Consider the following 21,794-nt stretch of genomic DNA (forward strand, 5'->3'; position numbering starts at 1 on the left):
GGATCACCGGCAGTCCTCGGGCTCCTTGTGCGGCGCCGCGGAGGGTGCGGCCCGCCTGTCCCGCTTCTCGGCCGGGCGGGCGCGTTCCGCCAGCAGGCGGGAGCCGGTGAGGCGTTCGCCGAAGGCGTCGTCCGGGTTGGAGAGCACGCAGTTCTCCAGGGACAGGCAGCCGCAGCCGATGCAGTCCGTCAGGTGGTCCCGCAGGCGGCTCAACCGCGTGATGCGCTCGTCGAGTTCGGAGCGCCAGGCCTCCGACAGGCGGGCCCAGTCCTCCCTGGTCGGAGTGCGCTCCTCCGGGAGTTCGGCGAGTGCCGCGCGGATGGTGGCGAGGGGGATGCCGACCCGCTGGGCGGCCCGCACGAAGGCGACACGGCGCAGCGCGTCACGGTGGTAGCGGCGCTGGTTCCCGGTCGTGCGGCGGCTGGTGATGAGGCCCTTGGACTCGTAGAAGTGCAGGGCGGAGACGGCGGCGCCGCTGCGGGCCGACAGCTGCCCGACGGTCAGCTCGTGGATCTTCTCAGGGATCTGGGGCACCCCTCCAACCCTACCCACCCCGGCGCCCGTGGGGTCCGTTGACATCCGGTCCGCACCCGACCATGCTAAGCAGTCGCTTAGACATTCACACGCGGGAGGCCAGGGACATGGCAGAGCCGAGGATCTTCGAGTCCGCCGACGAGCTGAAGGCCGCGGTGGGCGAGCAGTTGGGGTACAGCGAATGGCTGGAGATCGACCAGAAGCGGATCGACCTCTTCGCGGACGCCACGGGTGACCACCAGTGGATCCACATCGACCCCGAGAAGGCCGCCGCGGGCCCCTTCGGCACGACCATCGCGCACGGTTACCTGACGCTTTCGCTGCTCCCCACGCTGGTGCCGCAGGTGCTGCGCGTCGAGGGCATGAAGATGGGCGTCAACTACGGCACCAACAAGGTCCGTTTTCCCGCGCCCGTCCCGGTGGGCTCGCGGCTGCGCGCCACCGCCGTCCTCACGGAGGTCACCGAGGCGGGCGGCGGAGTGCAGGTCACGGCCGCGGTCACCGTCGAACGCGAGGGCGGCGAGAAGCCGGTGTGCGTGGCGGAGTCGGTGTCCCGCTACTACTTCTGAGCGATCCGCGCGGCTTCTCTGCGCGATCCGCGCGGCTTCTCTGAGCGGGTCGGCGGCTTCTGAGGGGCCCGCCGCTTCGGGGCCCGCCGCCATCGCGGGGCCCGCCGCTACCGCTTGGCCCCCACCATGCGCAGCACGAGGTCGGCGTAGAGGGCGCCGACCTCGTCGGGGGTACGGGGGCCGTCCACGTTGAACCAGCGCGCCACGTCGATGCAGAGCGAGAGCACCGCGAGGGTGGTGCCGGGGACGTCGGGTACGTCGAAGTCGCCCGCCGAGACCCCGTCCTGGATGATGCCGCGCACGGCCGCGTCGCTCTGCCTGCGCAGGGCGACGATCTCCGCGCGGGCCTCGGGACCGAGCGCGTCGAGCTCGTACTGAACGACCCGCGCGGTGGTGTGCTGCGCCGCGTGCCACCGTACGAAGGACCGCACCGCGTCCGCGAGGCGCTCCCCCGCGCTGCCGTCGCGCTCCGCGGCGCTGCGCAGGATGTCGATCGCCTTGTCGTGCCCGATCCGACTGATCCGGTGGAGCAGCTCTTCCTTGGTCTTGTAGTGGATGTAGAGCGCGGCCGGGCTCATGCCGGCGCGCCCCGCGATGTCCCGGGTCGTCGTCGCGTGGTACCCGCGCTCGGCGAAGGCCTCCACGGCGGCGACGAGCAGCCGCCTGGCCGCGTCCGGGGTGACCTCGGCCCACGGCTGCCTCTCGGCACCGGCCGTCTCCTCCGCCGTACTCATCGCTGGTTCGCCCCTTCCACTGGCAGGGGGACACCATACCCCCGAACCTGAGCGGGCGCTTAGAGTGCCCGCTCAGCGCGGATCAGAGCTTCTCGAAGGGGTCGTGTTCGGCGAGCAGCTTCTCCAGTCTCGCCTGGTCGACCCGGCTGACTATCTGCCCGGCCTCCTGACGGTCCCGGATCACCTTCGCCAGCGTGAAGGACGAGGTCACCAGATAGAGGACAGCGATGCCCAGGAAGGAGCGCACCCAGGCGTCGGCGTCCAGCTTGAAGATGCCGATGGCGGTCGCGACGATGGCGACGGCGAAGGAGATGACCGCCTGGCCGTAGAAGGCGGCGGTGGACTGCTGCTTGACCGGTGTCTCACTCATGGATCCAGTGTCGGCCGTGAGCCGCGGGAGCGTATCCGCCCGGATACTCAGAGGGGTACTCAGAAAGCCGAGACCCCGGTCAGCGCCCGCCCGATGACCAGCTTCTGGATCTGGCTGGTGCCCTCGTACAGGGTCATCACGCGGGCGTCGCGCAGCAGCTTGCCCACCGGGTACTCATCGATGTAGCCGTAGCCGCCGAAGACCTGGAGGGCGTTGTTCGCGGCGCGCACGGCGGCCTCCGAGGCGAAGAGCTTGGCCTTGGAGGACTCGGTGGCGAACGGCAGCCCGCGGTCCACGAGATCGGCGACCCGCCAGGTCAGCAGGCGTGCCGCGTCGACGTCCACGGCGATGTCGCTGAGCAGTTCCTGCACCAGCTGGTGACGGGCGATGCTCTTGCCGAACTGCTCACGCTCGGTCGCGTACGTCACCGCCGCGTCCAGTGCCGCCTGGGCTATGCCGACGCAGCCCGCGGCCACCGACATCCGCCCCTTGGCGAGCGCGGACATGGCGACGGCGAAGCCCTTGCCCTCGGGCGCCAGCATCGCGGAGGCGGGGACCCGCACGTCCTCGAAAACCAGCTCGGCGGTGGCCTGTCCACGCAGACCGAGCTTGCCGTGGATGGTGCGGCGGGACAGGCCGGGGGTGTCGGTCGGCACGAGGAAGGCGGAGACGCCCTTGTGGCCCGGGGCGTCGGTCGACCGGGCGAAGAGGAGGACGACGTCGGCCCAGGTGCCGTTGGTGATGAACATCTTGGTGCCGTTGATGACGTAGTCGTCGCCGTCACGGGTGGCCCTGGTCGACAGGTTGCCCGCGTCCGAGCCGGTGCCGGGCTCGGTGAGGCCGAAGCATCCGACGTACCCGCCGGAGGTCAGTCCCGGCAGCCACCGGCGCTTCTGCTCCTCGCTCCCCCAGTACGCGATCGTCTTGGCGACGAGGCCGAGCGAGACGGAGACGATGCCGCGCACGGAGGAGTCGCCGCGGCCCAGCTCCTCCGTCACCAGGCAGTACGCGAGGTGGTCGCCGCCGCTGCCGCCGTACTCCTCGTCGATCGTGAGCCCGAGGAAGCCGACCTCGCCGAGCTTCTTGACGATCGACCGGTCGACATCCTCGGCGCGGTCCCACTCGATGACGTGCGGGGCGATCTCGCGCTCCACGAAGTCCCTGGCGAGCCGCCGGACGGCGGTCTGCTCCTCGCTGAGCTCCAGGTCCATGCCGAGTCACCCCAAGACGTTTTAATTAGCACTGCTAGTTTACAGGCGCAGCCCTACTATGTGCGCCATGGCCCGACCGCGCAAGCCCCTCCTCAGCACCGACCGCATCGTCGACACGGCACGCGCGCTGGTGGACACCGAGGGCCTGGCGGCCGTCTCCACACGCCGGCTCGCGGCCGAGCTGGGCGTGAGCGGCCCGTCCCTCTACAACCACTTCGCGACCAAGGACCAGATCCTGGAGGCGGTCGCCGACTCGGTCAGCGCTCAGGTCGACCTGTCGATGTTCGAGGACGGCCGTGAGTGGCGTACGGCGCTGCACGACTGGGCGGTGTCCTACCGGGCGGCGCTGCGCGACCACCCGAACATCGTGCCGGTGCTCGCGCGCGGGCCCGGCCGGCGGCCCGCCGGGCTCCGGCTCGCGGACGCCGTCTTCGGCGCGATGGTCGAGGCGGGCTGGCCGCCGTCCCAGGCCACCTCCATCGGCGCGCTGATGCGCTACTTCGTCATGGGCTCCGCCCTCGGCTCCTTCGCCGGCGGTTTCGTGGACGACGCCACCGCGTACGATCCCGCCGACTATCCCCACCTCGGGCAGGCGCACCTGCTCGCGGAGAACCAGGAGAAGATCGACGAGCGGGCTTTCGAGACCGGGCTCAGGGCGTTGCTCGACGGGCTGGCTTCGCAGTTCGAGGGGCTGCGGCGGAAGGACTCGGGCAGCCTTTCCCCCTGAACGTCCATCGTTCGGCGGGCGCCGAAGTGTTCCCGGCGCATGCTGGGAGGCATGACGAGAGCGAAGGATCCGGTGGGCCCGGGGCTGGCCGCGTTGGCGGGGCTGATCGCCGACGAGACCCGGGCCGTCTTTCTGCTGGCGCTGCTCGACGGGCGGGCGTGGACCGCCGGGGAACTGGCGCGGCACGCCGGGGTCGCCGCGTCGACCGCCAGTGAGCATCTGGGCAAGCTTGTCGCGGGCGGTCTGCTCACCGAAGAGCGGCAGGGCAGGCACCGGTACGTGCGGCTCGCCGACACCCGGGTCGCGCAACTCGTCGAGGATCTCGCCGCGCAGGTCGCGCCCACCGCCGCGAAGCGGCCCCGCACGCTGCGGGCGGCCGGCGCCGGATCGGCCATGGCGCGTGCCCGCACCTGCTACGACCATCTCGCCGGGCGCCTCGGCATCGCGCTCACCGACGCCCTCACCGGCCGCGGGCTCCTCCGGCAGGACACGGGTTCGCGCTCACGGACGCCGGGCTGCACTGGTTCGACGCCGTGGGCATCGGCCTCGACCGCACCGGCCGTCGTCCCCTCAGCCGGGCCTGCCTCGACTGGACCGAGCGCCGGCCCCATCTCGCGGGAACCGCAGGCGCGGCCCTGTGCCGGCACGCGCTGGACTCCCGCTGGTGCGTGCGGATCGGCTCCGAGCGGGCGGTCATGGTCACGCCCGAGGGCGAACGGGCCTTCGCCGAGCTTCTCGGCATCGAGGGGGCGGCGTTGCGCTGAGCGGCGCGGGACCTGACCGGCGGGGCCGAACTCTCCTCCGCTTGGGGTGACTTCGGTCGGTCTTGACCGAGCTGGGGCGAACTCGCCCGAGTTCGAGCCCGGTTCACCCCGGTCGAGCCGGACGACAGTGGCCCCGCGGCCCGGTACGCCGCGTGCCCTCGGACGTGACGTCCGAAATCCGCAAGACCTCGCCCCGACACGCCCTCTAGCCTCAGGAGCATGATGATCACCCCTGCCCAGGCCACCGCCCGGCGCACCGATCCGCGTGCCGCGGCCGCCGCAACCGTCACCGTCGTGCTGTGGGCCTCGGCCTTCGTCTCGATCCGCAGCGCGGGATCGGCGTACTCGCCGGGCGCGCTCGCGCTGGGGCGGCTGCTGGCGGGAGTCGTCATGCTGGGCGCCATCTGCCTTGTACGGAGGGTGGGTTGGCCACCGCGTGCGGCCTGGCGAGGGATCGCCGTCTCCGGGGTGCTCTGGTTCGGCGTCTACATGGTCGCCCTCAACTGGGGAGAGCAGCAGGTGGACGCCGGTACGGCCGCGCTGGTCGTGAACATCGGCCCGATCCTCATCGCCCTGCTCGGGTCCCGGCTGCTCGGCGACCCCATGCCGCCGAGGCTGCTCGCGGGGATGGCGGTGTCGTTCGCGGGGGCGGTCGCCGTGGGTCTCTCGATGTCGGGCAACGGCGGTTCCTCGGTCCTCGGGGTCGTGCTGTGTCTGCTCGCGGCCGTCACCTACGCGGCCGGGGTCGTCGCTCAGAAGCCGGTTCTCGGCCTGGCGAGCCCGCTCCAGGCCACGACCTTCGGCTGCCTCATCGGAGCGGTGGCGTGCCTGCCTTTCGCGGGACAGCTCGTGCACGAAGCTGCGGACGCGCCGGTGTCCGCGACGCTCAACATGGTCTACCTGGGCGTGTTCCCGACCGCGCTGGCGTTCACGACATGGGCGTACGCGCTGGCCCGTACGACGGCGAGCCGGATGGGCGCGACCACCTACGCGGTGCCCGCGCTCGTCGTGCTGATGTCCTGGCTGTTCCTGGGCGAGGTCCCGGGCCTTCTGACCCTCTGCGGCGGCCTGCTGTGCCTCGCCGGTGTGGCGGTGTCCCGATCCCGACCGAGGACGGCTGTGACGGAGGCGGCGCCGGAACGGGGCTGAGCGCCGGAACGGGGCTGAGCACCGGAACGATTGCCTAGGGGCCACGCCTCGGAGGGGCCGGTCCAAGGTCCTGCACTCGGGCTGGGCCCGGCTGCCCCGAGGCCCTGCGCAGGGCTGGACAGAGCGCACTGCGGCCTGCGCTCGGGCCCGGCGCGGGCGGGCGAGCGCGTCCGCACGGCCTCGCGGAGTCCGCGCCGCGTCAGCCTCACCTCGCCACGCCCCTTGGCGGGGGCCGGGTCCTGCCGCCCGAGGGCCGGCGCCCAGACCCGAACCCCTGCCTCTGCCCCTGCTCCTGCTCCTGCTCCTGCCCCCAACTGGCCCGACCCCGGCCCCACCCGGGGTCGAACCCCGGCCCTAGAACACCACCAACGCCCGTCCGCCCTTCCCTGCCACCATGTTCTCGAACGCTCCCGGGATGCCCTCCAGGTCGATGCGTTCCGTCACGAGCATTCCCAGGTCGAGGCGGCCCGCTCGTACGTGCTCGGCCAGCATCGGCAGATCCCGTGCGGGGTCGGAGTTGCCGAACACGCAGCCGGCGAGGGTTCGGCCCCAGTGGAAGATCTCCAGGGCGTTGAAGGTGACCTGCTGGTCCTTGCCGCCGATACCGACGACGGTGGTGCGGCCGCCGCGCCGGGTGGATTCCCAGGCCGTGCGGATGGTGACGGCCCTGCCCACGCACTCGACGGCCACGTCGACGCCCTGTCGGCCGGTGAGGGCGCGGATCTCCCGGGCGGTGGTGTCGGAGGCGACGACGTAGTCCGTGGCGCCCGCGTCGCGTGCGAGGGACTCCTTGGCGGGCGAGACGTCCACCGCCACGATCTTCGAGGCGCCCGCGATCCGGGCGGCCTGGATCGCGGCGAGTCCGACCCCGCCGACCCCGAACACCGCGACGGTCTCGCCCTCCCGCACCCGCGCGGAGTGGTGGACGGCGCCGTACCCGGTGAGGACGGCGCATCCGAGGAGGGCGGCGTCGATGAGCGGCACCCCGTCCGGTACCGGAAGTACGCAGCCGACGGGCACGACGGTCTCCTCGGCGAACGCGGCGACGTTCAGACCTGGGTACAGATCGCTCCCGTCGGAGGCGCGCCGCGCGTAGACGTCGTTCGCGCCGCTCAGCGCGTTGGCGCACAGCCACACCTCGCCGAGTGAGCAGGCGTGGCAGTTTCCGCAGGACGGCGCCCAGTTGAGGACGACCTCGTCGCCGGGCGCGAGGTGGGTGACGCCCTCTCCGACGGAGACCACGAAACCGGCGCCCTCGTGGCCGAGGACCGCGGGAACGGGCAACCGCATGGTGCCGTCGGACAGGGAGAGGTCGGAGTGGCACACCCCGGCGGCGGCGAGCCGGACACGGACCTGTCCGGGGCCGGGCTCCGGCAGATCGATCTCGGCGAGCTCCAGAGGAGCGCCCACGGCGGGAAGTACGGCGGCTCGAACCACGTGCATGCTCCTCGGGCCTAGAACTGGAAGGACTTGGTCTGGAGGTACTCGGACAGCCCGTGCGAGCCGAGTTCGCGCCCGACCCCGGACTGCTTGTAACCCCCGAACGGGGCAAGGGGGTTGAAGCGCCCGCCGTTGATGTCGACCTGCCCGGTGTCGAGCCGTCGCGCGAAGGCCACCGCCTCCGACTCCTCGGCCGCCCAGACGGCACCCGAGAGCCCGTACACCGTGCCGTTGGCTATCCGGAGGGCGTCCTCCTCGTCCTCGTACCGGATGATCGACAGCACCGGCCCGAAGATCTCCTCCTGGGCGATGGTCATCTCCGGTGTGACGTCGGCGAAGACCGTCGGACTGACGAAGTACCCCTGCTCACGCGGGGAATCGAGCCCCCCGGCGACCAGGCGGGCGCCTTCCGCGACGCCCTTCTCGATGTAACCCCGGACTCGGGAACGCTGTTTGGCGTTGACGACCGGGCCGATGCGGTCGCCGTACTTGGCCGCCGCGGCGGCGGCCAGCTCGACGGCCCGCTCGTACTGCGAGGTGTGCACCAGCATGCGGGTCCAGGCGCTGCATGTCTGGCCGGAGTTGGACATCACGTTGGCGACGCCGACGTTGACGGCCTTGACCAGGTCGGCGCTCGGCAGGATGACGTTGGCGGACTTGCCGCCGAGTTCGAGGGCGACCCGCTTGACGGCCGCGCCGGCCACCGCGCCGATCTGCTTGCCGACCGCCGTGGAGCCGGTGAAGGAGACCAGGTCCACGTCCGGGTGTTCGGCGAGGGCCTGGCCGGCGACCCGGCCGAGGCCGGTGACCAGGTTGAAGACGCCGGCCGGAAAGCCCGCTTCGGCCACCGCCTCGGCGAACAACTGGGCGGTCAGCGGGGTGTCCTCGGCCGGCTTCAGCACCACCGTGCAGCCGGCGGCCAGCGCCGGGGCGACCTTGGCGACGATCTGGTGCAGCGGGTAGTTCCAGGGCGTGATCGCGGCGACCACACCGACGGGTTCCTGGTGGACGGTCGAGTTGCCGACCTTCTCCTCGAAGGCGTGGGTCGCCGCCAGTTCGGCGTACGAGCCCGCGACCAGGACCGGCACCGCCGCGTGCACCGCCTGCGAGAACGCCAACGGTGAGCCGAGCTCGGCGGTGACCGTCTCGGCCACCTCGTCCTTGCGGGCGGCGAGCACGTCCCGGAGGGCGGCCAGCCTCGCGGCGCGCTGGGCGGGCGGGGTCGCGGCCCAGCCGGGGAACGCGGCGCGGGCGGCCCGTACGGCGTGGTCGACGTCCGCGGCGGTGCCCGCGGGGACCGTGCCGATCACCTGCTCGTCGACCGGGTTCACGACCTCGATCGTGTCCGCGCCGAGGGCGGGAACCCATTCGCCGCCTATATACATGCCGTCGTGAGCTTTCATTCCCTGTTCCTCCTGGGCGGGGCAGCGTCGGCCGACACTAAACTAGCGATGTTAGTTTTCTGGCGCCAGGGGTGCGGGGGCCTCACGAGGTCACGGCCCGGGTGACGTGGGGTGCCCGAGGGGTCCGAGGGGTCAGATGTCGCTTCTGCGACGCACGGGCATCCGGCGCCGGGCGGGCTCGTCCGGGCCAGGCCCCGTACTCGGGCCCGAGCCCGGAGCCTCCGGTTTCGCGGGCGAGCGCAGCGCGATACCCGAGGACACCAGCAACAGCGCGCCCAGCATCACGAACGGCGCGGCCACCCCCGCGATCCCGGCGACCAGGCCCGCCGCGGCGGGCGCGGCGACCTGGCCGAGCCGGTTGCCGGTCAGCCGCAGGGCGAGGGCCGTGGAACGGGCGCCCTCGGGGGCCGCCTGGACCACCGTCGTCATCGACAGCGGCTGCCCGACGCCGAGACAGAAACCGAGGACCAGCAAAATCGCCGCCAGCGCCCAGACGGGCACCGGCAGCGCGATGCCCGCGCACAGCACGCCGGCCGCCAGACAGGTCGTGGTGAGCAGCGCTTTCCGGCCCAGGAGCCGCAGCATCGGCGTCATCACCAGCCGGCAGGCGATCGTCGCCGCCGCGCGCAGGCTCAGCAGCAGGCCGACCACGGACGGCGCGATACCCCGGTGTTCGCCGACGACCGGCAGGTACGCGGTGAGGATGTCCGTCGCGGACAGTACGGCGAGGCTGACGAAGATGCCCGCGGGAACGCCCCGGGTGCGCAGTATCCGGTGAACCGGGACCCGGTCGCCCTGCGCCGTACGGGAGTTGACCGGCGCGCGGTGTTCGATGCGCCACAGCGAGGTGAACGAGACCGCGGCCACCGCGCCGGCCACGAGCAGGGCCAGGGCGCTGCTGCCCGCCATGTCGGGACCGCCGATGAGGGCGCCCGCGGCGATCGGCCCGACGAGCTGGCCGAGGGAGGCGCCGATGGTGAAGTGGCCGAAGTTGCGGTCCTGTTCGTGCGGCGCAGACTGGCGGGCGACGATCGACTGGGCGCCGATGACGAAGCAGAGGTGCCCCAGGCCCATCACCCCGCTCCACGCGGCCATCTCCGTGAGGGAGTTCGCCCGGCCGCTGAGGGCGCAGCCGCCCGCGATGAGCACCACGCCCGCGGGCAGCAGGGGGGCGCAGCGGCCGTGGTCGGTACGGCGGCCGAGCGGTACGGCGACGAACAGTGGAAGCAGGGCGTACACACCCGCGATCACGCCGATCGCGCGCTCGTCGGCGCCGAGGGCGAGGGCCCGGTAGGAGACGGCGGGCCGCGCCATCGACACCGCCCCCTGCGCGAAGCCGAAGGCGATGACGAGACGCAGCAACCAGCCGCGGTTTCCACCGGGCCCCACAGTGATCCTCCAACCGATGAACGAGTGAACTCCCCCGTCGGACGTGCACCCCTCCGACGTGCACCCCTCCGACGTACGACCCTGCGGTGCGTGCCCCTCAGGTGCGTGCCGGGGGTCAGATGATCCCGAACAGGATCCCCGAGCCGAGCACCACCAGCGACGTGAGCGCCGCCCACTTCACCACGAACCTGGTGTGGTCGCCGAACTCGACCTTGGCCATGCCGACCAGGACGTATACGGCGGGGACCAGCGGGCTCGACATGTGCAGCGGCTGGCCGACGATGGAGGCGCGGGCGATCTCCAGGGAGGAGACGCCGTGGGCCTGCCCGGCTTCGGCGAGGACCGGGAGGATGCCGAAGTAGAAGCCGTCGTTCGACATGAAGTACGTGAGCGGGATGCTCAGGATGCCGGTGACGAAGGCCATGTGGGGGCCCATGCCGTCCGGGATGTTGGAGACCAGCCAGTCGGCCATGTGGTCGACCATGCCGGTGCCCTGGAGGACGCCGGTGAAGACGGCGGCGGCGAAGACCATGCCGGAGACGTTGAGGACGTTCTCGGCGTGGGCGCCGAGGCGGGCCTTCTGGTCGGGCATGTGGGGGAAGTTGACGGTGAGCGCGAGGGCGGCGCCGAGCAGGAACAGCACCGGGATCGGCAGCCACTCCATGATCATGGCGGTGAGCAGCACGACCGTGAGCAGGGCGTTGAACCAGTAGAGCTTGGGCCGCAGGGTGGCGCGGTCGGGGTCGAGGACGGCGAAAGCGTCGTCCTCCTCGGGGCCTTGAGCGCCCGCGCCAACGCCCACGCCCGCGTCCGTACCGGTGCCGGTGCCCGAACCGCCCGTGCCCACGGGCTTCTTCGCGAGGTCGACCGGGCCGCTGCCGCCGGCCGTGGCACCCGCGCCGACCAGCACCGTCTCGGTCTCCCGCGGCTCCAGCGCCTCGTCCAGCGTCAGCACGCCCAGCCGGGCGCGCTCGCGGCGGCCGAGGACGTACGAGAGCACGAGGACGGCGAGGAGGCCGACGGCGAGGGCCGGGATCATCGGGACGAAGATGTCGCTGGCGTCGACCTTGAGGGCGGTCGCGGCGCGGGCGGTCGGGCCTCCCCAGGGCAGGGTGTTCATCACGCCGTTGGCCATGGCGGCGACACCGGTCATCACGACGAGGCTCATCTTGAGGCGCTTGTAGAGCGGGTACATCGCCGAGACCGTGATCATGAAGGTGGTGGAGCCGTCGCCGTCCAGGGAGACGATCGCGGCGAGCACGGCCGTACCGACCACGATGCGCAGCGGATCGGCCTTGCAGAACTTCAGGATGCCGCGCACGATCGGGTCGAAGAGCCCGACGTCGATCATCACTCCGAAGTAGACGATCGCGAACATGAGCATCGCCGCGGTGGGGGCGAGGCTGGTGACGCCGTCGATGACGTAGTCGCCGAGCTTGGCGCCCTTCCCGACGAACACACAGAAGAGCGCCGGGATCAGCACGAGCGCCGCGATCGGCGACATTTTTTTCAGCATGATCAGGACCAGGAAGGTCGCGATCATGGTGAAGCCGAGGATGGTCAGCATGAGTGGATACCTAACGTTCGTTCGCCCTTGAACTCCCACCTGGGGCGGCGGTGCGAGTGACGTTAGGTCGGCCACGCAAGTCTTAACAAGACGTTGACACGCGAGCAATAAGCGCAAAACTCCAGGTCAGGGCTTTGTCAGTGCGCGAGTCAGTGCACGGGTGTCAGCTCGACGGGCACGCCGTTGAGGACGGCCGTCCCCGACAGCGGGTCCAGCAGGCTGCCGTCGAGCAGCTGGTTCACGTTGACTCCGGGGTCGAGCGCGGCGTGGCTCATCCGGGTGCCGGCGCGGCCGTGTCCCCACCCGTGCGGCAGGCTCACCACCCCGCGTCGCACGGTGTCGGTGACCTCGGCGGGGGTGGTCACCTCTCCCCCGGCGCCCTTGACGCGGACGGCGGCCCCGTCGGTGAGTCCGAGCTGTTCGGCGTCCTCGGGGTGGATGTGCAGGGTGCAGCGGTTGGTGCCGCCGGTGAGGGCGGGGACGTTGTGCATCCAGCTGTTGTTGGAGCGCAGGTGGCGGCGGCCGACGAGGACGATGGCCGTGGGGCGTTCGCGCAGCGCGTCCCGGAGCCGGGGCAGGTCGTCGGCGATCGGGCCGGGCAGCAGCTCGATCTTCCCGCTGCGGGTCTTGAGAGGGCCCGGCAGTCGCGAACCCAGGGGCCCGAGATCGATGCCGTGCGGGTGCGCGAGCAGCTTCTCCAGGGTGAGCCCGTCGGGTCGTACGCCGAAGCCCTCGCCGTAGGGACCGAGGCGCAGCATCATGTCGAGCCGTCGCTCCGGGCCGGTCCCGCCGGTGAGCTGTGCGGCGAGTTCCTTCGGGTCGCGGCCGTGCACCGGGGAGTGCGCCTCGGTGACGGACTTGCCGAGGGTGGCGGCGATGACCATGGTGTCGACGGCGGCCGGGTCGGTGCCGTGCATGCCGGTGGCGGCCAGGGTGAGCCGTGCGAGGATCTCGGTCTCGGCCATCCGGCCCGGCTCCAGCGGGACGGCGGCGGGGGTGTAGCGGACCTGGTTGCGCACGGCCAGGGTGTTGAAGGCGAAGTCGTGGTGGGCGCTGCGCGAGGGCGGGGGCGGCGGGAGCACGACGTGGGCGTGACGTGAGGTCTCGTTCAGGTACGGGTCGACGCTGACCATGAAGTCCAGCGAGTCGAGGGCCTTGTCGAGGCGGTCTCCGTCGGGTGCGGAGAGGACGGGGTTGGCGGCCACGGCGATGACCGCGCGGATCGGTTCGCCCTGTTCGGTGGCGGTGTCGATCTCCTCGGCGAGGGCGGCGAGCGGGAGTTCGCCCTTGGCCTCCGGGTGCCGGCTCACCCTTGAGTGCCAGCGTCCGAGCGCGAAGCCGCGGCCGGGTCCGGCGGGCCGGGGTGTCCTGTCGGTGGCGGCCTGCGGGAAGAGCGCCCCGCCGGGCCGGTCGAGGTTGCCGGTGAGGATGTTGAGGACGTCGACGAGCCAGCTGGCCAGGGTGCCGTGCGGGACGGTGCAGCTGCCGATGCGGCCGTAGACGGCGGCGGTGGGCGCGGCGGCGAGTTCGCGGGCGAGCGCCCTGATCGTGCCGGCGGGGACGTCGCAGGCCTCGGCGGCGGTTTCGGGGGTGAAGTCCCTTACGGCGTCGGCGAGTTCGTCCACGTCCTGGACGTGCGGGGTGAGGTCGCCGAGTTCGACGAGCTTCTCCTCGAAGAGGACGTTCGCCATGGCGGCCAGCAGCAGCGCGTCCGTTCCCGGGCGGATCGCGACGTGCCGGTCGGCGAGTTTGGCCGTACGGGTCCGTCGCGGGTCGATGACGGTGAGGGTGCCGCCGCGCGCCCGCAGCGCCTTGAGCTTGCCGGGGAAGTCGGGGGCGGTGCACAGACTGCCGTTGGACTCCACCGGGTTGGCGCCGATGAGCAGGAGGTGGTCGGTGTGGTCCAGGTCGGGCACCGGGATCGCGTTGGCGTCGCCGTACAGCAGTCCGCACGACACGTGTTTGGGCATCTGGTCGAGGGTGGAGGCGGTGAAGACGCTGTGGGTACCGAGGGAGGTGAGCAGGACGGGCGGGTAGAGGGCGCCGGCCATGGTGTGCACGTTCGGGTTGCCGAGGACCACGCCGACGGCGTCCGGCCCGTGCGCGTCCACGACGGACCTGAGCCCGGCGGCCACCGCGTCGAAGGCCTCCTCCCAGGTGGCTTCGCGCAGCTCGCCGTCCTTGCGGACGAGGGGGACGCGCAGTCGGTCCTGGTCCCCGTCGACCGCCCCGAAGGAGGCGCCCTTCGGGCAGATGAACCCCTGGCTGAGCACGTCGTCGCGGTCGCCGCGGGCTCCGGTGACCCGGTTGTCCTCGATGGTGAGCGTCAGCCCGCAGGTGGCTTCGCACAGGGGGCAGATCCGCAGGGCGGTGCGGGAGTCGGGGGTGGTGCCGGTGGTGCGGGACACGGGGTCCTCCCGGGAGGCGGTGGCAGCGTTGGCACACGGACTGCCGCCGAGCATACCGACCGGTATGCATGGAGGGGAGGGGGTGCCGGGGGTGGGGCCGGAAATCCGCGTACGTCGCGTCGCCGGACCGGCACGGACCCTTCGGGCCCCGTGTCGCTGGACCGGCACGGCCCCTTCCGGGCCCCGGTCTAGTCGAGCACCCGCTCCAGGTACGCCCGCAGCAGGACCCGGGTCTCGTCGATGATCCGTTCGTCCCCCTCGGGGGCGACCCGGAAGGCCAGGTGGACGAGGGTGTCGGCGCTCTCCACGGCGACCAGGAAGACGCGGCGGAGGTTCTCGTCGGGGGTGCGGCCGAGGTAGCCGGCGAGGAGTTCGGTGAGTCGGTCGGCGACACGGGTGTTGGGCTCGGCGCGGGAGCCGACCGGGATCTGGTTGCCGAAGTCGACGAGGGAGAAGCCGGGCGCGGTGCGCTTCATCGCTATGTACTCGTCGAGCACCGCGTCCACGGCCGCGCGCCAGCCGTCCCCGCCCGCGCTCCTGTCCGCGCTCTTGGCCGCCGTGCCTGTCTCCCCGCCGAGTCTGACGGTGACGCGCTCGGCGTAGCGCTCCAGGTTGCGCTGGGCGAGCGCGTCGGCCATCGCGCGCTTGTTGCCGAAGAAGCGGTAGACGGAGCCGATGGGTACGCCGGCCCGCTGGGCGACGGCCCGGGTGCTCAGCCCGTCGTAGCCGACCTCGTCGAGGAGGTCGGCGCAGGCGTCGAGGATTCTGGTCAGTCGTTCTGCGCTGCGGCGCTGGACGGGCGCTCGGCGCAGCGAGGTCGCGTGTGGCACGGGCTTCATGATGCCTTTCCGCGGAGGTCCGGTGAACCTCTGGTCCCCGTACGCGCCTTGCCGTCGGCCTTGGTCGCTTCGCCGCCACCCGTACGCGCCAATGACTCGGGCGACCCCGGCGACTCCGCGGCGCCGGACGCCGGACCGGTCTGCGACGCGGTGATGTCCGCCGTGCTTTGCACCGGCTCCTCCTCCACGGACCACACGGTGTGGTCATCGGCATAGAGGCGTGCGGTTACCTGGTGGGTTCCACGCGGGACGAGATTGCCGGGAAGGTGGTACTCGGTGGTGCGCAGGGTGGCCATGCGGCGGCCGTCGAGGTAGAGGACGGCGAAACCGCGTCCCGCGACGGCCACCGGGCGTGCGCCGGCGGCCGAGAAGCGGAAGTGCCGCGTGGTCAGCCGTACGTCCCAGCCGTTCTCGGACTCCGGCTGGACCTCGATCGCGACCTCGGGTGCGCCCTTTTTCTCGATCTCGCGATACCGGCGTCCCCCTTCGTCGGTCTCGTCGAGCAGCTCGCCCACCGGCGAGGCCGACACCCCGTCCTTCGGCTTGTGCCCATCGCCGGAACCGCAGCCCGTCGGTCCGCCGAGCAGGGCACAGACCGCGAGCGCGGCGAGCAGTCCACGCGTCCACGACATGCCGGGGAGCGTAGAACATCGCACTGACAGCCGGATCCCCCTGGAGTCGGGTTCCGGCCGGTGCGCCGACCCCTGAGTCGTACTACCTCTTGCGTGCGCCGGAACCGATTCCTATGGTGAAGCATAGGAATCGGGCACGAGGGAGTGGTCATGAGCGGGGACGCGAGAAAGACGGCCGAGGGGCTTGCCCATCTCTCCGGATTCGGCAACGAACACAGCTCGGAGGCCGTCCCGGGCGCCCTGCCGCACGGCCGCAACGCGCCGCAGCGGGCACCGCTGGGCCTGTACGCGGAGCAGCTGAGCGGTACGGCCTTCACCGAGCCCAGAGCGCACAACCGGCGCTCGTGGCTGTACCGCATCCGCCCGTCGGCCGCGCACCCCGCGTTCACGCGCACGGAGAACGGCGCGCTCCGCACGGCCCCCTTCACCGAGACCGTGCCCGACCCCAACCGGCTGCGCTGGAACCCGCTGCCGGAGCCCCCGCCGGGCACCGACTTCGTGAGCGGCCTGTGGACCCTGGGCGGCAACGGCGACGCCACCCAGCGCACCGGCATGGCGGTGCACCTGTATTCCGCCAACTCCTCGATGGAGCGCGTCTTCAGCGACGCCGACGGTGAGCTGCTGATCGTGCCGGAGCGCGGCGGGCTGCTGCTGCGCACCGAGTTCGGGCTGCTCCACGCGGAGCCCGGCCACGTGGCGCTCGTCCCGCGCGGCGTCCGCTTCCGGGTCGAACTGCTGGAGGAGAGCGCCCGCGGCTATGTGTGCGAGAACTACGGGGCGCCCTTCCAACTGCCCGACCTGGGCCCGATCGGCGCCAACGGCCTTGCCAACGCCCGGGACTTCCTCGCGCCCGTCGCCGCCTACGAGGACGTCGAGGGCCCGGTCGAGGTGGTGAACAAGTTCTGCGGCAACCTCTGGACGGCGACCTACGACCACTCGCCGCTCGACGTGGTCGCCTGGCACGGCAACCACGTGCCGTACGTCTACGACCTGCGGCGTTTCAATGTGCTCGGGTCCATCAGCTACGACCACCCGGACCCGTCGATCTTCACGGTGCTGACCTCGCCGAGCGACACCCCGGGACTGGCCGGGGTGGACTTCGTGGTCTTCGCGCCGCGCTGGCTGGTGGGCGAGAACACCTTCCGGCCGCCGTACTTCCACCGGAACGTGATGAGCGAGTACATGGGTCTCGTCGAGGGCGCGTACGACGCCAAGGCCGAGGGGTTCGTGCCGGGAGGCGGTTCGCTGCACAACATGATGTCGGCGCACGGGCCGGACCGCGACACCTTCGACCGGGCCAGCACCGCCGAGCTCAGGCCGCAGAAGATCGACGACGGGCTGGCCTTCATGTTCGAGACCCGCTGGCCGGTGACCGCCACGGCACAGGCCGCGCGGGCGGAGCATCTGCAACCGGCGTACGACGACGTGTGGCAGGGCCTGCGGCGGAACTTCCGGGCGGGCGGCTGAGCGCCCGAACCCGTTGCACTGAACGCCCACGACCGGTACGGATACGCTGGTGACCTCTTTCGCTCCGGACTCGATCGTCCTGAACCGCAAGCTGCCGCTCTGGTATCAGGTGTCGCAGTCGCTGCGCGCGTCGATCCTCGGCCGCTCCGCCCAGGACCCGCTGCGGCTGCCCACCGAGGAGCAGTTGGCGGAGCACTACGGGGTCAGTGTGCTGACCATGCGGCAGGCGCTCAAGGAGCTGGAGTCCGAAGGGCTGATCACGCGGCACCGCCGCCGGGGCACGTTCATCGAGCCGAGCGCTCAACGAGGCGCCCCCGTGCGGCTGCTGGGGTCGGTCGACGCGATCGTGGCGCAGCAGTCGGGCATGACCACGGAACTGCTCGACCACGGCCCGGCGCCGGTGTCCGCCGAACTCGCCGAGTACTTCCCGGATCTGGCCGAGGTCGCCTCGTACCACCGGCTGCGCGGCGACGAGACGACGGGTGAACCCACCAACCACGCGCGCAACTACGTGCGTCCGGAACTGGCGGCGCTGATCGACCCGCAGGACCTGGTGCGCTGGCCCATGACCAAGGTGCTCCGCGATGTGGTGGGCGTGCGCATCAGCCGGATCACCGACACCGTGGAGGCCCGGCTCGCGGACCCGGAGACGGCGCGGCTGCTCCGGGTCCCGCTGCTCAGCCCGATCCTGCACTACACGGGAATCATCCACGGCGAGGACGGCCGCGCCCTGGACGTGGCCCGTATCCACTACCGGGGTGACCGTTTCTCCTTCACGGTCGCGCTCGACGCCCACTGACCACCTCGTGGACCACGTCGTACGATGCCGAGCGTGACGCACGACGACGACGCTCCGCCGCTGGCGGACCTCATGCCGTGGTCGGCCGCTCCGCCGAGGCTGGGCCGGGGGTGGCCGACGGCGCCGGACGGCGCGTCCCTGAAGGCACGCTGGGACGCCCTGATGAAGGCCGAAGGGGCGGAGCGCGAGGCGCTGTTCGGCGTCACCCGCTCGCGGACGCCGCGGTCGGCGGTGACGCAGTTGCCGGGGCGGGCGAGCGGGACCGGCCGGCTGGCCCGCGAGTCGGGTCCCTGCGCGGAGCCGGTCCGGGTGCTGGGCGGCCCCTTCGACGAGCAGTGGCTGATCCCGGACCACCGGCTGATCGACTCGGCACGACCGGAGTTGTGGCGGGTCGCCGACGAGCGGCAGTTGTTCGCGGTCGAGCAGACGGCGGTGCCGGAGTCGTCGGGGCCGGTGTTGCTGGTCGCCTCCGTGCTGCCCCTGACCGCCGGTCGCGGAGGGCGCGTACGGCCTCTCTACCGCCGCCCCGGCGGTCTGGAACCGAACCTGGCTCCCGGCCTGTTGGATCATCTCGGCAGCCGCCTCGGGCACTCCCCCGATCCCGTCGACGTCCTCGCCTGGACGGTGGCGGTCGCACGGCACGGCCGGAAGGGACTCACCGTGCCGCTCACCGCCGATGCCGGACTCTGGTCGCGGGGGGCCGAGTTGGGGCGCCGGATGCTGTGGCTGATGCGGCGCGACGGCGAACGGCCCAAGCTTCCCGGGGGCCGCCGCCCCTACGTCCGCTCCCCGCTCCCGGCCGTCCCGGTCGACGTGCGCTACGACCGCGACGAGGAGGCCCTCCAGATCGACGAGGGGCGGATCTCCCCCGTTCCGCCGGAGGCCTGGGACTTCGAGGTGGGCGGGGCCCGCGTCCTGGAGCAGTGGTTCGCCGCCCGGACCCGGCAGCCCGAGCCGGGCACCCTGGAGGCGATCCGGCCGGCCACCTGGCCGCAGACCTGGACGTCCGAGCTGCTCGAAGTCGTCACGGTACTGGCACTGCTCGCGGAACTCGGCCCCCAGCGGGCCGAGTTGAACATGGAGACTCCGACCACGGCACCGATCACCGCCACGGAGCTGCGTACGGCGGGCGTTCTTCCGGTGCCGGAGGGGGCACGGCGCCCGGCCTCGGTCCTCGACCACCACGAAGAGGGCCCCGAGGGCCAGTTCGCCCTGCTCTAGGGCCCGTCACCCGCTCTTGGGCTCGAACGCGTCGAGGACCCGGCCGAGCGCCCGCTCGAAGACCGCCTCCAGGTCGATCGGACCGTTGTCCTCCATGAACGCGGCGGCCATCCGCGGATATTCGCCGGTCGCGATCCGGCCGCCCAGATAACCGATCCGGACGGCGTTCTCCTGATCCTCGGACCAGGGCAGCGAGCGGGTCCGTTCGGCGGTGGCGAGTTCGTTCCCGACGTACGTCGTCACGACGCCGTTGACCATCGCGATCAGCTCGAACTTCGTGCCGTAGGGCGCGTCGAGGGGGTCGAGGCAGGTCAGGCAGTGCTCCAGGTAGCGCAGGGCGTTGGGGCTGAAGCCGTAGACCGGGGACATCAGGCGCGGCAGCCAGGGGTGGCGGTGCATGAGGGCGCGGGTCTGGTGGGCGACCCGGAGCAGGTCGGCACGCCAGTCCCCGGAGGGCTCCCACAGGTCGTGCTCACCGCTGATGGCGTCAACCATCAGCTCGTGGAGGTCCTCCTTGCGGGGGACGTAGTTGTAGAGCGACATCGTGCCGCAGCCCAGTTCGGCCGCGACGTGCCGCATGGAGACTCCGTCGAGCCCCTCCGCGTCCGCGATCCGCACTGCGGCGGCCGCGATGTCCGCACGGCTGTAGGCCGGTCGCGGACCCCGGCCGGCACGCTCGGGACGAGCCCAGATCACTTCGGGTACGGCACTGCGCCCTGACATCGGTCGATCACCTCGCAACCATCGTAGTTACGTACACCGTACGTAGTGCGCTATGGTCTCCTCATGGCAACTACGTACGATGTACTTAGTGAAGGTCTGGAGAAGCGTTTCGGAGAAGTCCATGCCGTCAGGGGGCTGGACCTCGCGGTGGCCAAGGGCAGTGTCTGCGGGATTCTCGGACCGAACGGCGCGGGGAAGACCACGGCCGTACGGCTGCTCACCACCCTGCTGCGGCCGGACGCGGGGTCCGCGCGTGTCGCCGGGCACGATCTCGTCCGGGAGCCCGGAGCCGTGCGCCGCTCCATCGGGGTCACCGGCCAGAACGCCTCGGTGGACGGTGATCTCAGCGGGCGCCAGAACCTGCGGCTGTTCGCGCGGCTGCACCGGGTGCGTGACCCGGCGGCGCGGGCGGACGCACTCCTCGGCCGTTTCGGGCTGACCGAGGCCGCCGACCGGGCCGCGTCCACCTACTCGGGCGGTATGCGGCGCCGCCTCGACCTGGCGGCGAGCCTGATCCGGCGCCCCGAGGTGCTCTTCCTCGACGAGCCGACCACCGGGCTCGACCCCGCGAGCCGCAACCAGATCTGGGCGGCCGTGCGCGCGCTCAAGGCCAAGGGGACGACAGTGCTGCTGACCACGCAGTACCTGGAGGAGGCCGACCAACTGGCCGACACCATCGCGCTGGTGGACCGGGGCAGGGTCGCCCACACGGGATCGCCCGCCGAACTCAAGGCGCTCATAGGCTCGTACGCGGAGGTGGTGGTCGCCCACGCGGACGCGGTGTCCGGGGCGGCGAGCGTCGTCAGGAAACTGACCGGCAGCACACCCTCGTTCGACGACGAGCGGTGCGCGGTCGGCGCGGTCACCGCCGACGCGACTCTGACGCTGCCCCGGCTGGTCCGCGAACTCGACGCGGCCGGGATCCCGTTGCTCGACGCGAGCCTGCGTCCGCCGACGCTGGACGACGTGTTCCTGCGGCTCACCGGAGACCGGACCTTGGACTCGCACACAGGTGTGGAATCCGGCTGCCGCCCCGACGGCGGCAAGGAGCTGGTGACATGAGCGCGTTGGCGTACGACGGCACCGCGATGCTGGGCCGCCACCTGCGGCGCGTCCGGCACAACCCGGGGCTGCTGATCCTGACCCAGTCCATGCCGGTCACGATGCTGTTGTTCTTCGGATACGTCTTCGGCAGCGCGCTCGCGACGCCCGGACAGGAGTACCGCGCCTTTCTGTTGCCGGGGCTCCTGGTGGCGACCGCCGCGAACGGGGTCATGACCGGGATGTTCCAGGCCGCCCAGGACTCGCACCGGGGTGTCATGGACCGGTTCCGTACGCTGCCGATGAGCCGGGCCGCGGTTCCGCTCGGGCAGGCCGCCGCCGACCTCGTCGTCACGGCCGTCGGCATGGTGCCGCTGATGCTGGTCGGGCTCGCGGTGGGCTGGCGCGTCGAGGGGTCCGTGCTCGAAGCGGCGGGCGCCGTCGGGCTGTTGCTGCTGTTCCGGTTCGCGATGAGCTGGGTCGGGATCCTGCTGGGGCTCATGACGGGCAGCGAGGAGGCGGCCGGTCAACTGGGCGGGGCGACCTTCCTCCTGCCGCTGCTGTCCAACGCGTACATCCCCACCGGCGGTCTGCCGCTCTGGCTGCGGACCGTCGCCGAGTGGAACCCGATCAGCGCGGTGACCACGGCACTGCGCGACCTCTTCGGGAACGCGCCGGTACCGGTCGACGGAGCATGGCCGGTGACGCATCCCGTCGCGGGGTCACTGGCCTGGTGCGCCCTGCTCATCGCGGTGTTCCTGCCACTCGCCGTCCGCCGGTACGCGCGCGGCCGGGGGTGAACGCGGG

20 protein-coding genes and 1 pseudogene are annotated in these 21,794 nt (G+C 71.8%); 9 read left to right on the plus strand and 12 right to left on the minus strand.

Annotation, left to right across the window (positions count from 1 at the left end; translation table 11 throughout):
- Positions 1-3: 3 nt before the first annotated feature.
- Positions 4-534: a redox-sensitive transcriptional activator SoxR gene (gene soxR, locus ACIP79_RS37870; RefSeq protein WP_401231295.1), complete on the minus strand. Its 531-nt coding sequence runs from the start codon at positions 532-534 to the stop codon at positions 4-6.
- A gap of 107 nt (positions 535-641) precedes the next feature.
- Here soxR and ACIP79_RS37875 point away from each other — a divergent pair, with 107 nt between their 5' ends.
- On the plus strand, positions 642-1,103 hold the full coding sequence (locus tag ACIP79_RS37875; protein WP_401231298.1) for a MaoC family dehydratase: 462 nt from the start codon (positions 642-644) through the stop codon (positions 1,101-1,103).
- A 107-nt stretch (positions 1,104-1,210) separates the two neighbouring features.
- Here the strand turns inward: ACIP79_RS37875 and ACIP79_RS37880 are convergent, their stop codons facing one another.
- From ACIP79_RS37880 to ACIP79_RS37890, 3 genes are all read right to left on the minus strand, one after another.
- Entirely contained in the window at positions 1,211-1,837 is a 627-nt protein-coding gene (locus tag ACIP79_RS37880; protein ID WP_387186850.1) for a TetR/AcrR family transcriptional regulator, read from the minus strand.
- Positions 1,838-1,919: 82 nt separating this feature from the next.
- Entirely contained in the window at positions 1,920-2,207 is a 288-nt protein-coding gene (locus ACIP79_RS37885) for a YiaA/YiaB family inner membrane protein (protein WP_383683344.1), read from the minus strand.
- 59 nt (positions 2,208-2,266) lie between these two features.
- Positions 2,267-3,418: an acyl-CoA dehydrogenase family protein gene (locus ACIP79_RS37890; protein WP_387186851.1), complete on the minus strand. Its 1,152-nt coding sequence runs from the start codon at positions 3,416-3,418 to the stop codon at positions 2,267-2,269.
- A 67-nt stretch (positions 3,419-3,485) separates the two neighbouring features.
- On the opposite strand from ACIP79_RS37890, the gene ACIP79_RS37895 reads away from it, so the two are divergent.
- The 3 genes and pseudogenes from ACIP79_RS37895 to ACIP79_RS37905 all read left to right on the plus strand — a co-directional run bounded on the left by ACIP79_RS37895 (position 3,486) and on the right by ACIP79_RS37905 (position 6,058).
- Positions 3,486-4,145 (plus strand): TetR/AcrR family transcriptional regulator, encoded by a 660-nt coding sequence (locus ACIP79_RS37895; protein ID WP_401231302.1) that lies wholly within the window; start codon positions 3,486-3,488, stop codon positions 4,143-4,145.
- 39 nt (positions 4,146-4,184) lie between these two features.
- Positions 4,185-4,909 (plus strand): annotated as a pseudogene (locus tag ACIP79_RS37900) (ArsR/SmtB family transcription factor).
- A gap of 219 nt (positions 4,910-5,128) precedes the next feature.
- Positions 5,129-6,058: a DMT family transporter gene (locus ACIP79_RS37905; RefSeq protein ID WP_401231305.1), complete on the plus strand. Its 930-nt coding sequence runs from the start codon at positions 5,129-5,131 to the stop codon at positions 6,056-6,058.
- A 354-nt stretch (positions 6,059-6,412) separates the two neighbouring features.
- On the opposite strand, the gene ACIP79_RS37910 is transcribed toward ACIP79_RS37905, so the two are convergent.
- The 7 genes from ACIP79_RS37910 to ACIP79_RS37940 all read right to left on the minus strand — a co-directional run bounded on the left by ACIP79_RS37910 (position 6,413) and on the right by ACIP79_RS37940 (position 15,736).
- Positions 6,413-7,501 (minus strand): Zn-dependent alcohol dehydrogenase, encoded by a 1,089-nt coding sequence (locus tag ACIP79_RS37910; protein ID WP_401231308.1) that lies wholly within the window; start codon positions 7,499-7,501, stop codon positions 6,413-6,415.
- 11 nt (positions 7,502-7,512) lie between these two features.
- Positions 7,513-8,901: an aldehyde dehydrogenase family protein gene (locus ACIP79_RS37915; RefSeq protein WP_401231311.1), complete on the minus strand. Its 1,389-nt coding sequence runs from the start codon at positions 8,899-8,901 to the stop codon at positions 7,513-7,515.
- Between the two features lie 132 nt (positions 8,902-9,033).
- The gene (locus ACIP79_RS37920; RefSeq protein WP_401231313.1) at positions 9,034-10,290 is read right to left on the minus strand and encodes an MFS transporter; all 1,257 of its coding nucleotides are present in this window, start codon (positions 10,288-10,290) and stop codon (positions 9,034-9,036) included.
- Between the two features lie 115 nt (positions 10,291-10,405).
- Positions 10,406-11,857, minus strand: a complete 1,452-nt coding sequence (locus ACIP79_RS37925) for a CitMHS family transporter (protein ID WP_401231316.1) — start codon at positions 11,855-11,857, stop codon at positions 10,406-10,408.
- Positions 11,858-12,006: 149 nt separating this feature from the next.
- Positions 12,007-14,265, minus strand: coding sequence for a molybdopterin oxidoreductase family protein (locus ACIP79_RS37930; RefSeq protein ID WP_401231319.1), 2,259 nt, complete (start codon positions 14,263-14,265; stop codon positions 12,007-12,009).
- A gap of 188 nt (positions 14,266-14,453) precedes the next feature.
- Entirely contained in the window at positions 14,454-15,104 is a 651-nt protein-coding gene (locus ACIP79_RS37935; RefSeq protein ID WP_401231320.1) for a TetR family transcriptional regulator, read from the minus strand.
- Positions 15,101-15,736, minus strand: a complete 636-nt coding sequence (locus tag ACIP79_RS37940; protein WP_401231323.1) for a hypothetical protein — start codon at positions 15,734-15,736, stop codon at positions 15,101-15,103. The genes ACIP79_RS37935 and ACIP79_RS37940 overlap by 4 nt, the downstream gene beginning before the upstream one ends.
- 150 nt (positions 15,737-15,886) lie before the next feature.
- Here ACIP79_RS37940 and hmgA point away from each other — a divergent pair, with 150 nt between their 5' ends.
- From hmgA to ACIP79_RS37955, 3 genes are read left to right on the plus strand one after another with little or no spacing between them, the layout of a single operon-like run.
- Positions 15,887-17,203 carry a homogentisate 1,2-dioxygenase gene (gene hmgA, locus ACIP79_RS37945; protein WP_401231325.1) on the plus strand — a complete coding sequence of 439 codons (1,317 nt, stop codon included), beginning with the start codon at positions 15,887-15,889 and terminating at the stop codon, positions 17,201-17,203.
- Between the two features lie 49 nt (positions 17,204-17,252).
- A complete protein-coding gene (locus ACIP79_RS37950; RefSeq protein ID WP_401231327.1) occupies positions 17,253-18,002 on the plus strand; it encodes a GntR family transcriptional regulator in 750 nt (249 codons plus the stop codon).
- Between the two features lie 24 nt (positions 18,003-18,026).
- Entirely contained in the window at positions 18,027-19,223 is a 1,197-nt protein-coding gene (locus ACIP79_RS37955) for a type ISP restriction/modification enzyme (protein WP_401231330.1), read from the plus strand.
- 6 nt (positions 19,224-19,229) lie between these two features.
- On the opposite strand, the gene ACIP79_RS37960 is transcribed toward ACIP79_RS37955, so the two are convergent.
- The gene (locus tag ACIP79_RS37960; RefSeq protein WP_383683320.1) at positions 19,230-19,946 is read right to left on the minus strand and encodes a TetR/AcrR family transcriptional regulator C-terminal domain-containing protein; all 717 of its coding nucleotides are present in this window, start codon (positions 19,944-19,946) and stop codon (positions 19,230-19,232) included.
- Between the two features lie 63 nt (positions 19,947-20,009).
- On the opposite strand from ACIP79_RS37960, the gene ACIP79_RS37965 reads away from it, so the two are divergent.
- Both ACIP79_RS37965 and ACIP79_RS37970 read left to right on the plus strand, forming a co-directional pair.
- On the plus strand, positions 20,010-21,008 hold the full coding sequence (locus ACIP79_RS37965; RefSeq protein WP_401231333.1) for an ATP-binding cassette domain-containing protein: 999 nt from the start codon (positions 20,010-20,012) through the stop codon (positions 21,006-21,008).
- Entirely contained in the window at positions 21,005-21,787 is a 783-nt protein-coding gene (locus ACIP79_RS37970; protein WP_401231336.1) for an ABC transporter permease, read from the plus strand. Before ACIP79_RS37965 ends, ACIP79_RS37970 begins: the two co-directional genes overlap by 4 nt.
- Positions 21,788-21,794: the final 7 nt, after the last annotated feature.

The sequence above is a fragment of the Streptomyces sp. NPDC088747 genome (genome assembly GCF_044751025.1).
GTDB lineage: Bacteria > Actinomycetota > Actinomycetes > Streptomycetales > Streptomycetaceae > Streptomyces.

What these genes read in the sequence shown, in the direction of transcription:
- ACIP79_RS37875 (WP_401231298.1), top strand. Translation starts at nt 642, where the DNA reads ATGGCAGAGCCGAGGATCTTCGAGTCCGCCGACGAGCTGAAGGCCGCG.
- ACIP79_RS37880 (WP_387186850.1), bottom strand. Translation starts at nt 1,837, where the DNA reads ATGAGTACGGCGGAGGAGACGGCCGGTGCCGAGAGGCAGCCGTGGGCC.
- ACIP79_RS37885 (WP_383683344.1), bottom strand. Translation starts at nt 2,207, where the DNA reads ATGAGTGAGACACCGGTCAAGCAGCAGTCCACCGCCGCCTTCTACGGC.
- ACIP79_RS37890 (WP_387186851.1), bottom strand. Translation starts at nt 3,418, where the DNA reads ATGGACCTGGAGCTCAGCGAGGAGCAGACCGCCGTCCGGCGGCTCGCC.
- ACIP79_RS37895 (WP_401231302.1), top strand. Translation starts at nt 3,486, where the DNA reads ATGGCCCGACCGCGCAAGCCCCTCCTCAGCACCGACCGCATCGTCGAC.
- ACIP79_RS37905 (WP_401231305.1), top strand. Translation starts at nt 5,129, where the DNA reads ATGATGATCACCCCTGCCCAGGCCACCGCCCGGCGCACCGATCCGCGT.
- ACIP79_RS37910 (WP_401231308.1), bottom strand. Translation starts at nt 7,501, where the DNA reads ATGCACGTGGTTCGAGCCGCCGTACTTCCCGCCGTGGGCGCTCCTCTG.
- ACIP79_RS37915 (WP_401231311.1), bottom strand. Translation starts at nt 8,901, where the DNA reads ATGAAAGCTCACGACGGCATGTATATAGGCGGCGAATGGGTTCCCGCC.
- ACIP79_RS37925 (WP_401231316.1), bottom strand. Translation starts at nt 11,857, where the DNA reads ATGCTGACCATCCTCGGCTTCACCATGATCGCGACCTTCCTGGTCCTG.
- ACIP79_RS37935 (WP_401231320.1), bottom strand. Translation starts at nt 15,104, where the DNA reads ATGAAGCCCGTGCCACACGCGACCTCGCTGCGCCGAGCGCCCGTCCAG.
- ACIP79_RS37940 (WP_401231323.1), bottom strand. Translation starts at nt 15,736, where the DNA reads ATGTCGTGGACGCGTGGACTGCTCGCCGCGCTCGCGGTCTGTGCCCTG.
- hmgA (WP_401231325.1), top strand. Translation starts at nt 15,887, where the DNA reads ATGAGCGGGGACGCGAGAAAGACGGCCGAGGGGCTTGCCCATCTCTCC.
- ACIP79_RS37955 (WP_401231330.1), top strand. Translation starts at nt 18,027, where the DNA reads ATGCCGAGCGTGACGCACGACGACGACGCTCCGCCGCTGGCGGACCTC.
- ACIP79_RS37960 (WP_383683320.1), bottom strand. Translation starts at nt 19,946, where the DNA reads ATGTCAGGGCGCAGTGCCGTACCCGAAGTGATCTGGGCTCGTCCCGAG.
- ACIP79_RS37965 (WP_401231333.1), top strand. Translation starts at nt 20,010, where the DNA reads ATGGCAACTACGTACGATGTACTTAGTGAAGGTCTGGAGAAGCGTTTC.
- ACIP79_RS37970 (WP_401231336.1), top strand. Translation starts at nt 21,005, where the DNA reads ATGAGCGCGTTGGCGTACGACGGCACCGCGATGCTGGGCCGCCACCTG.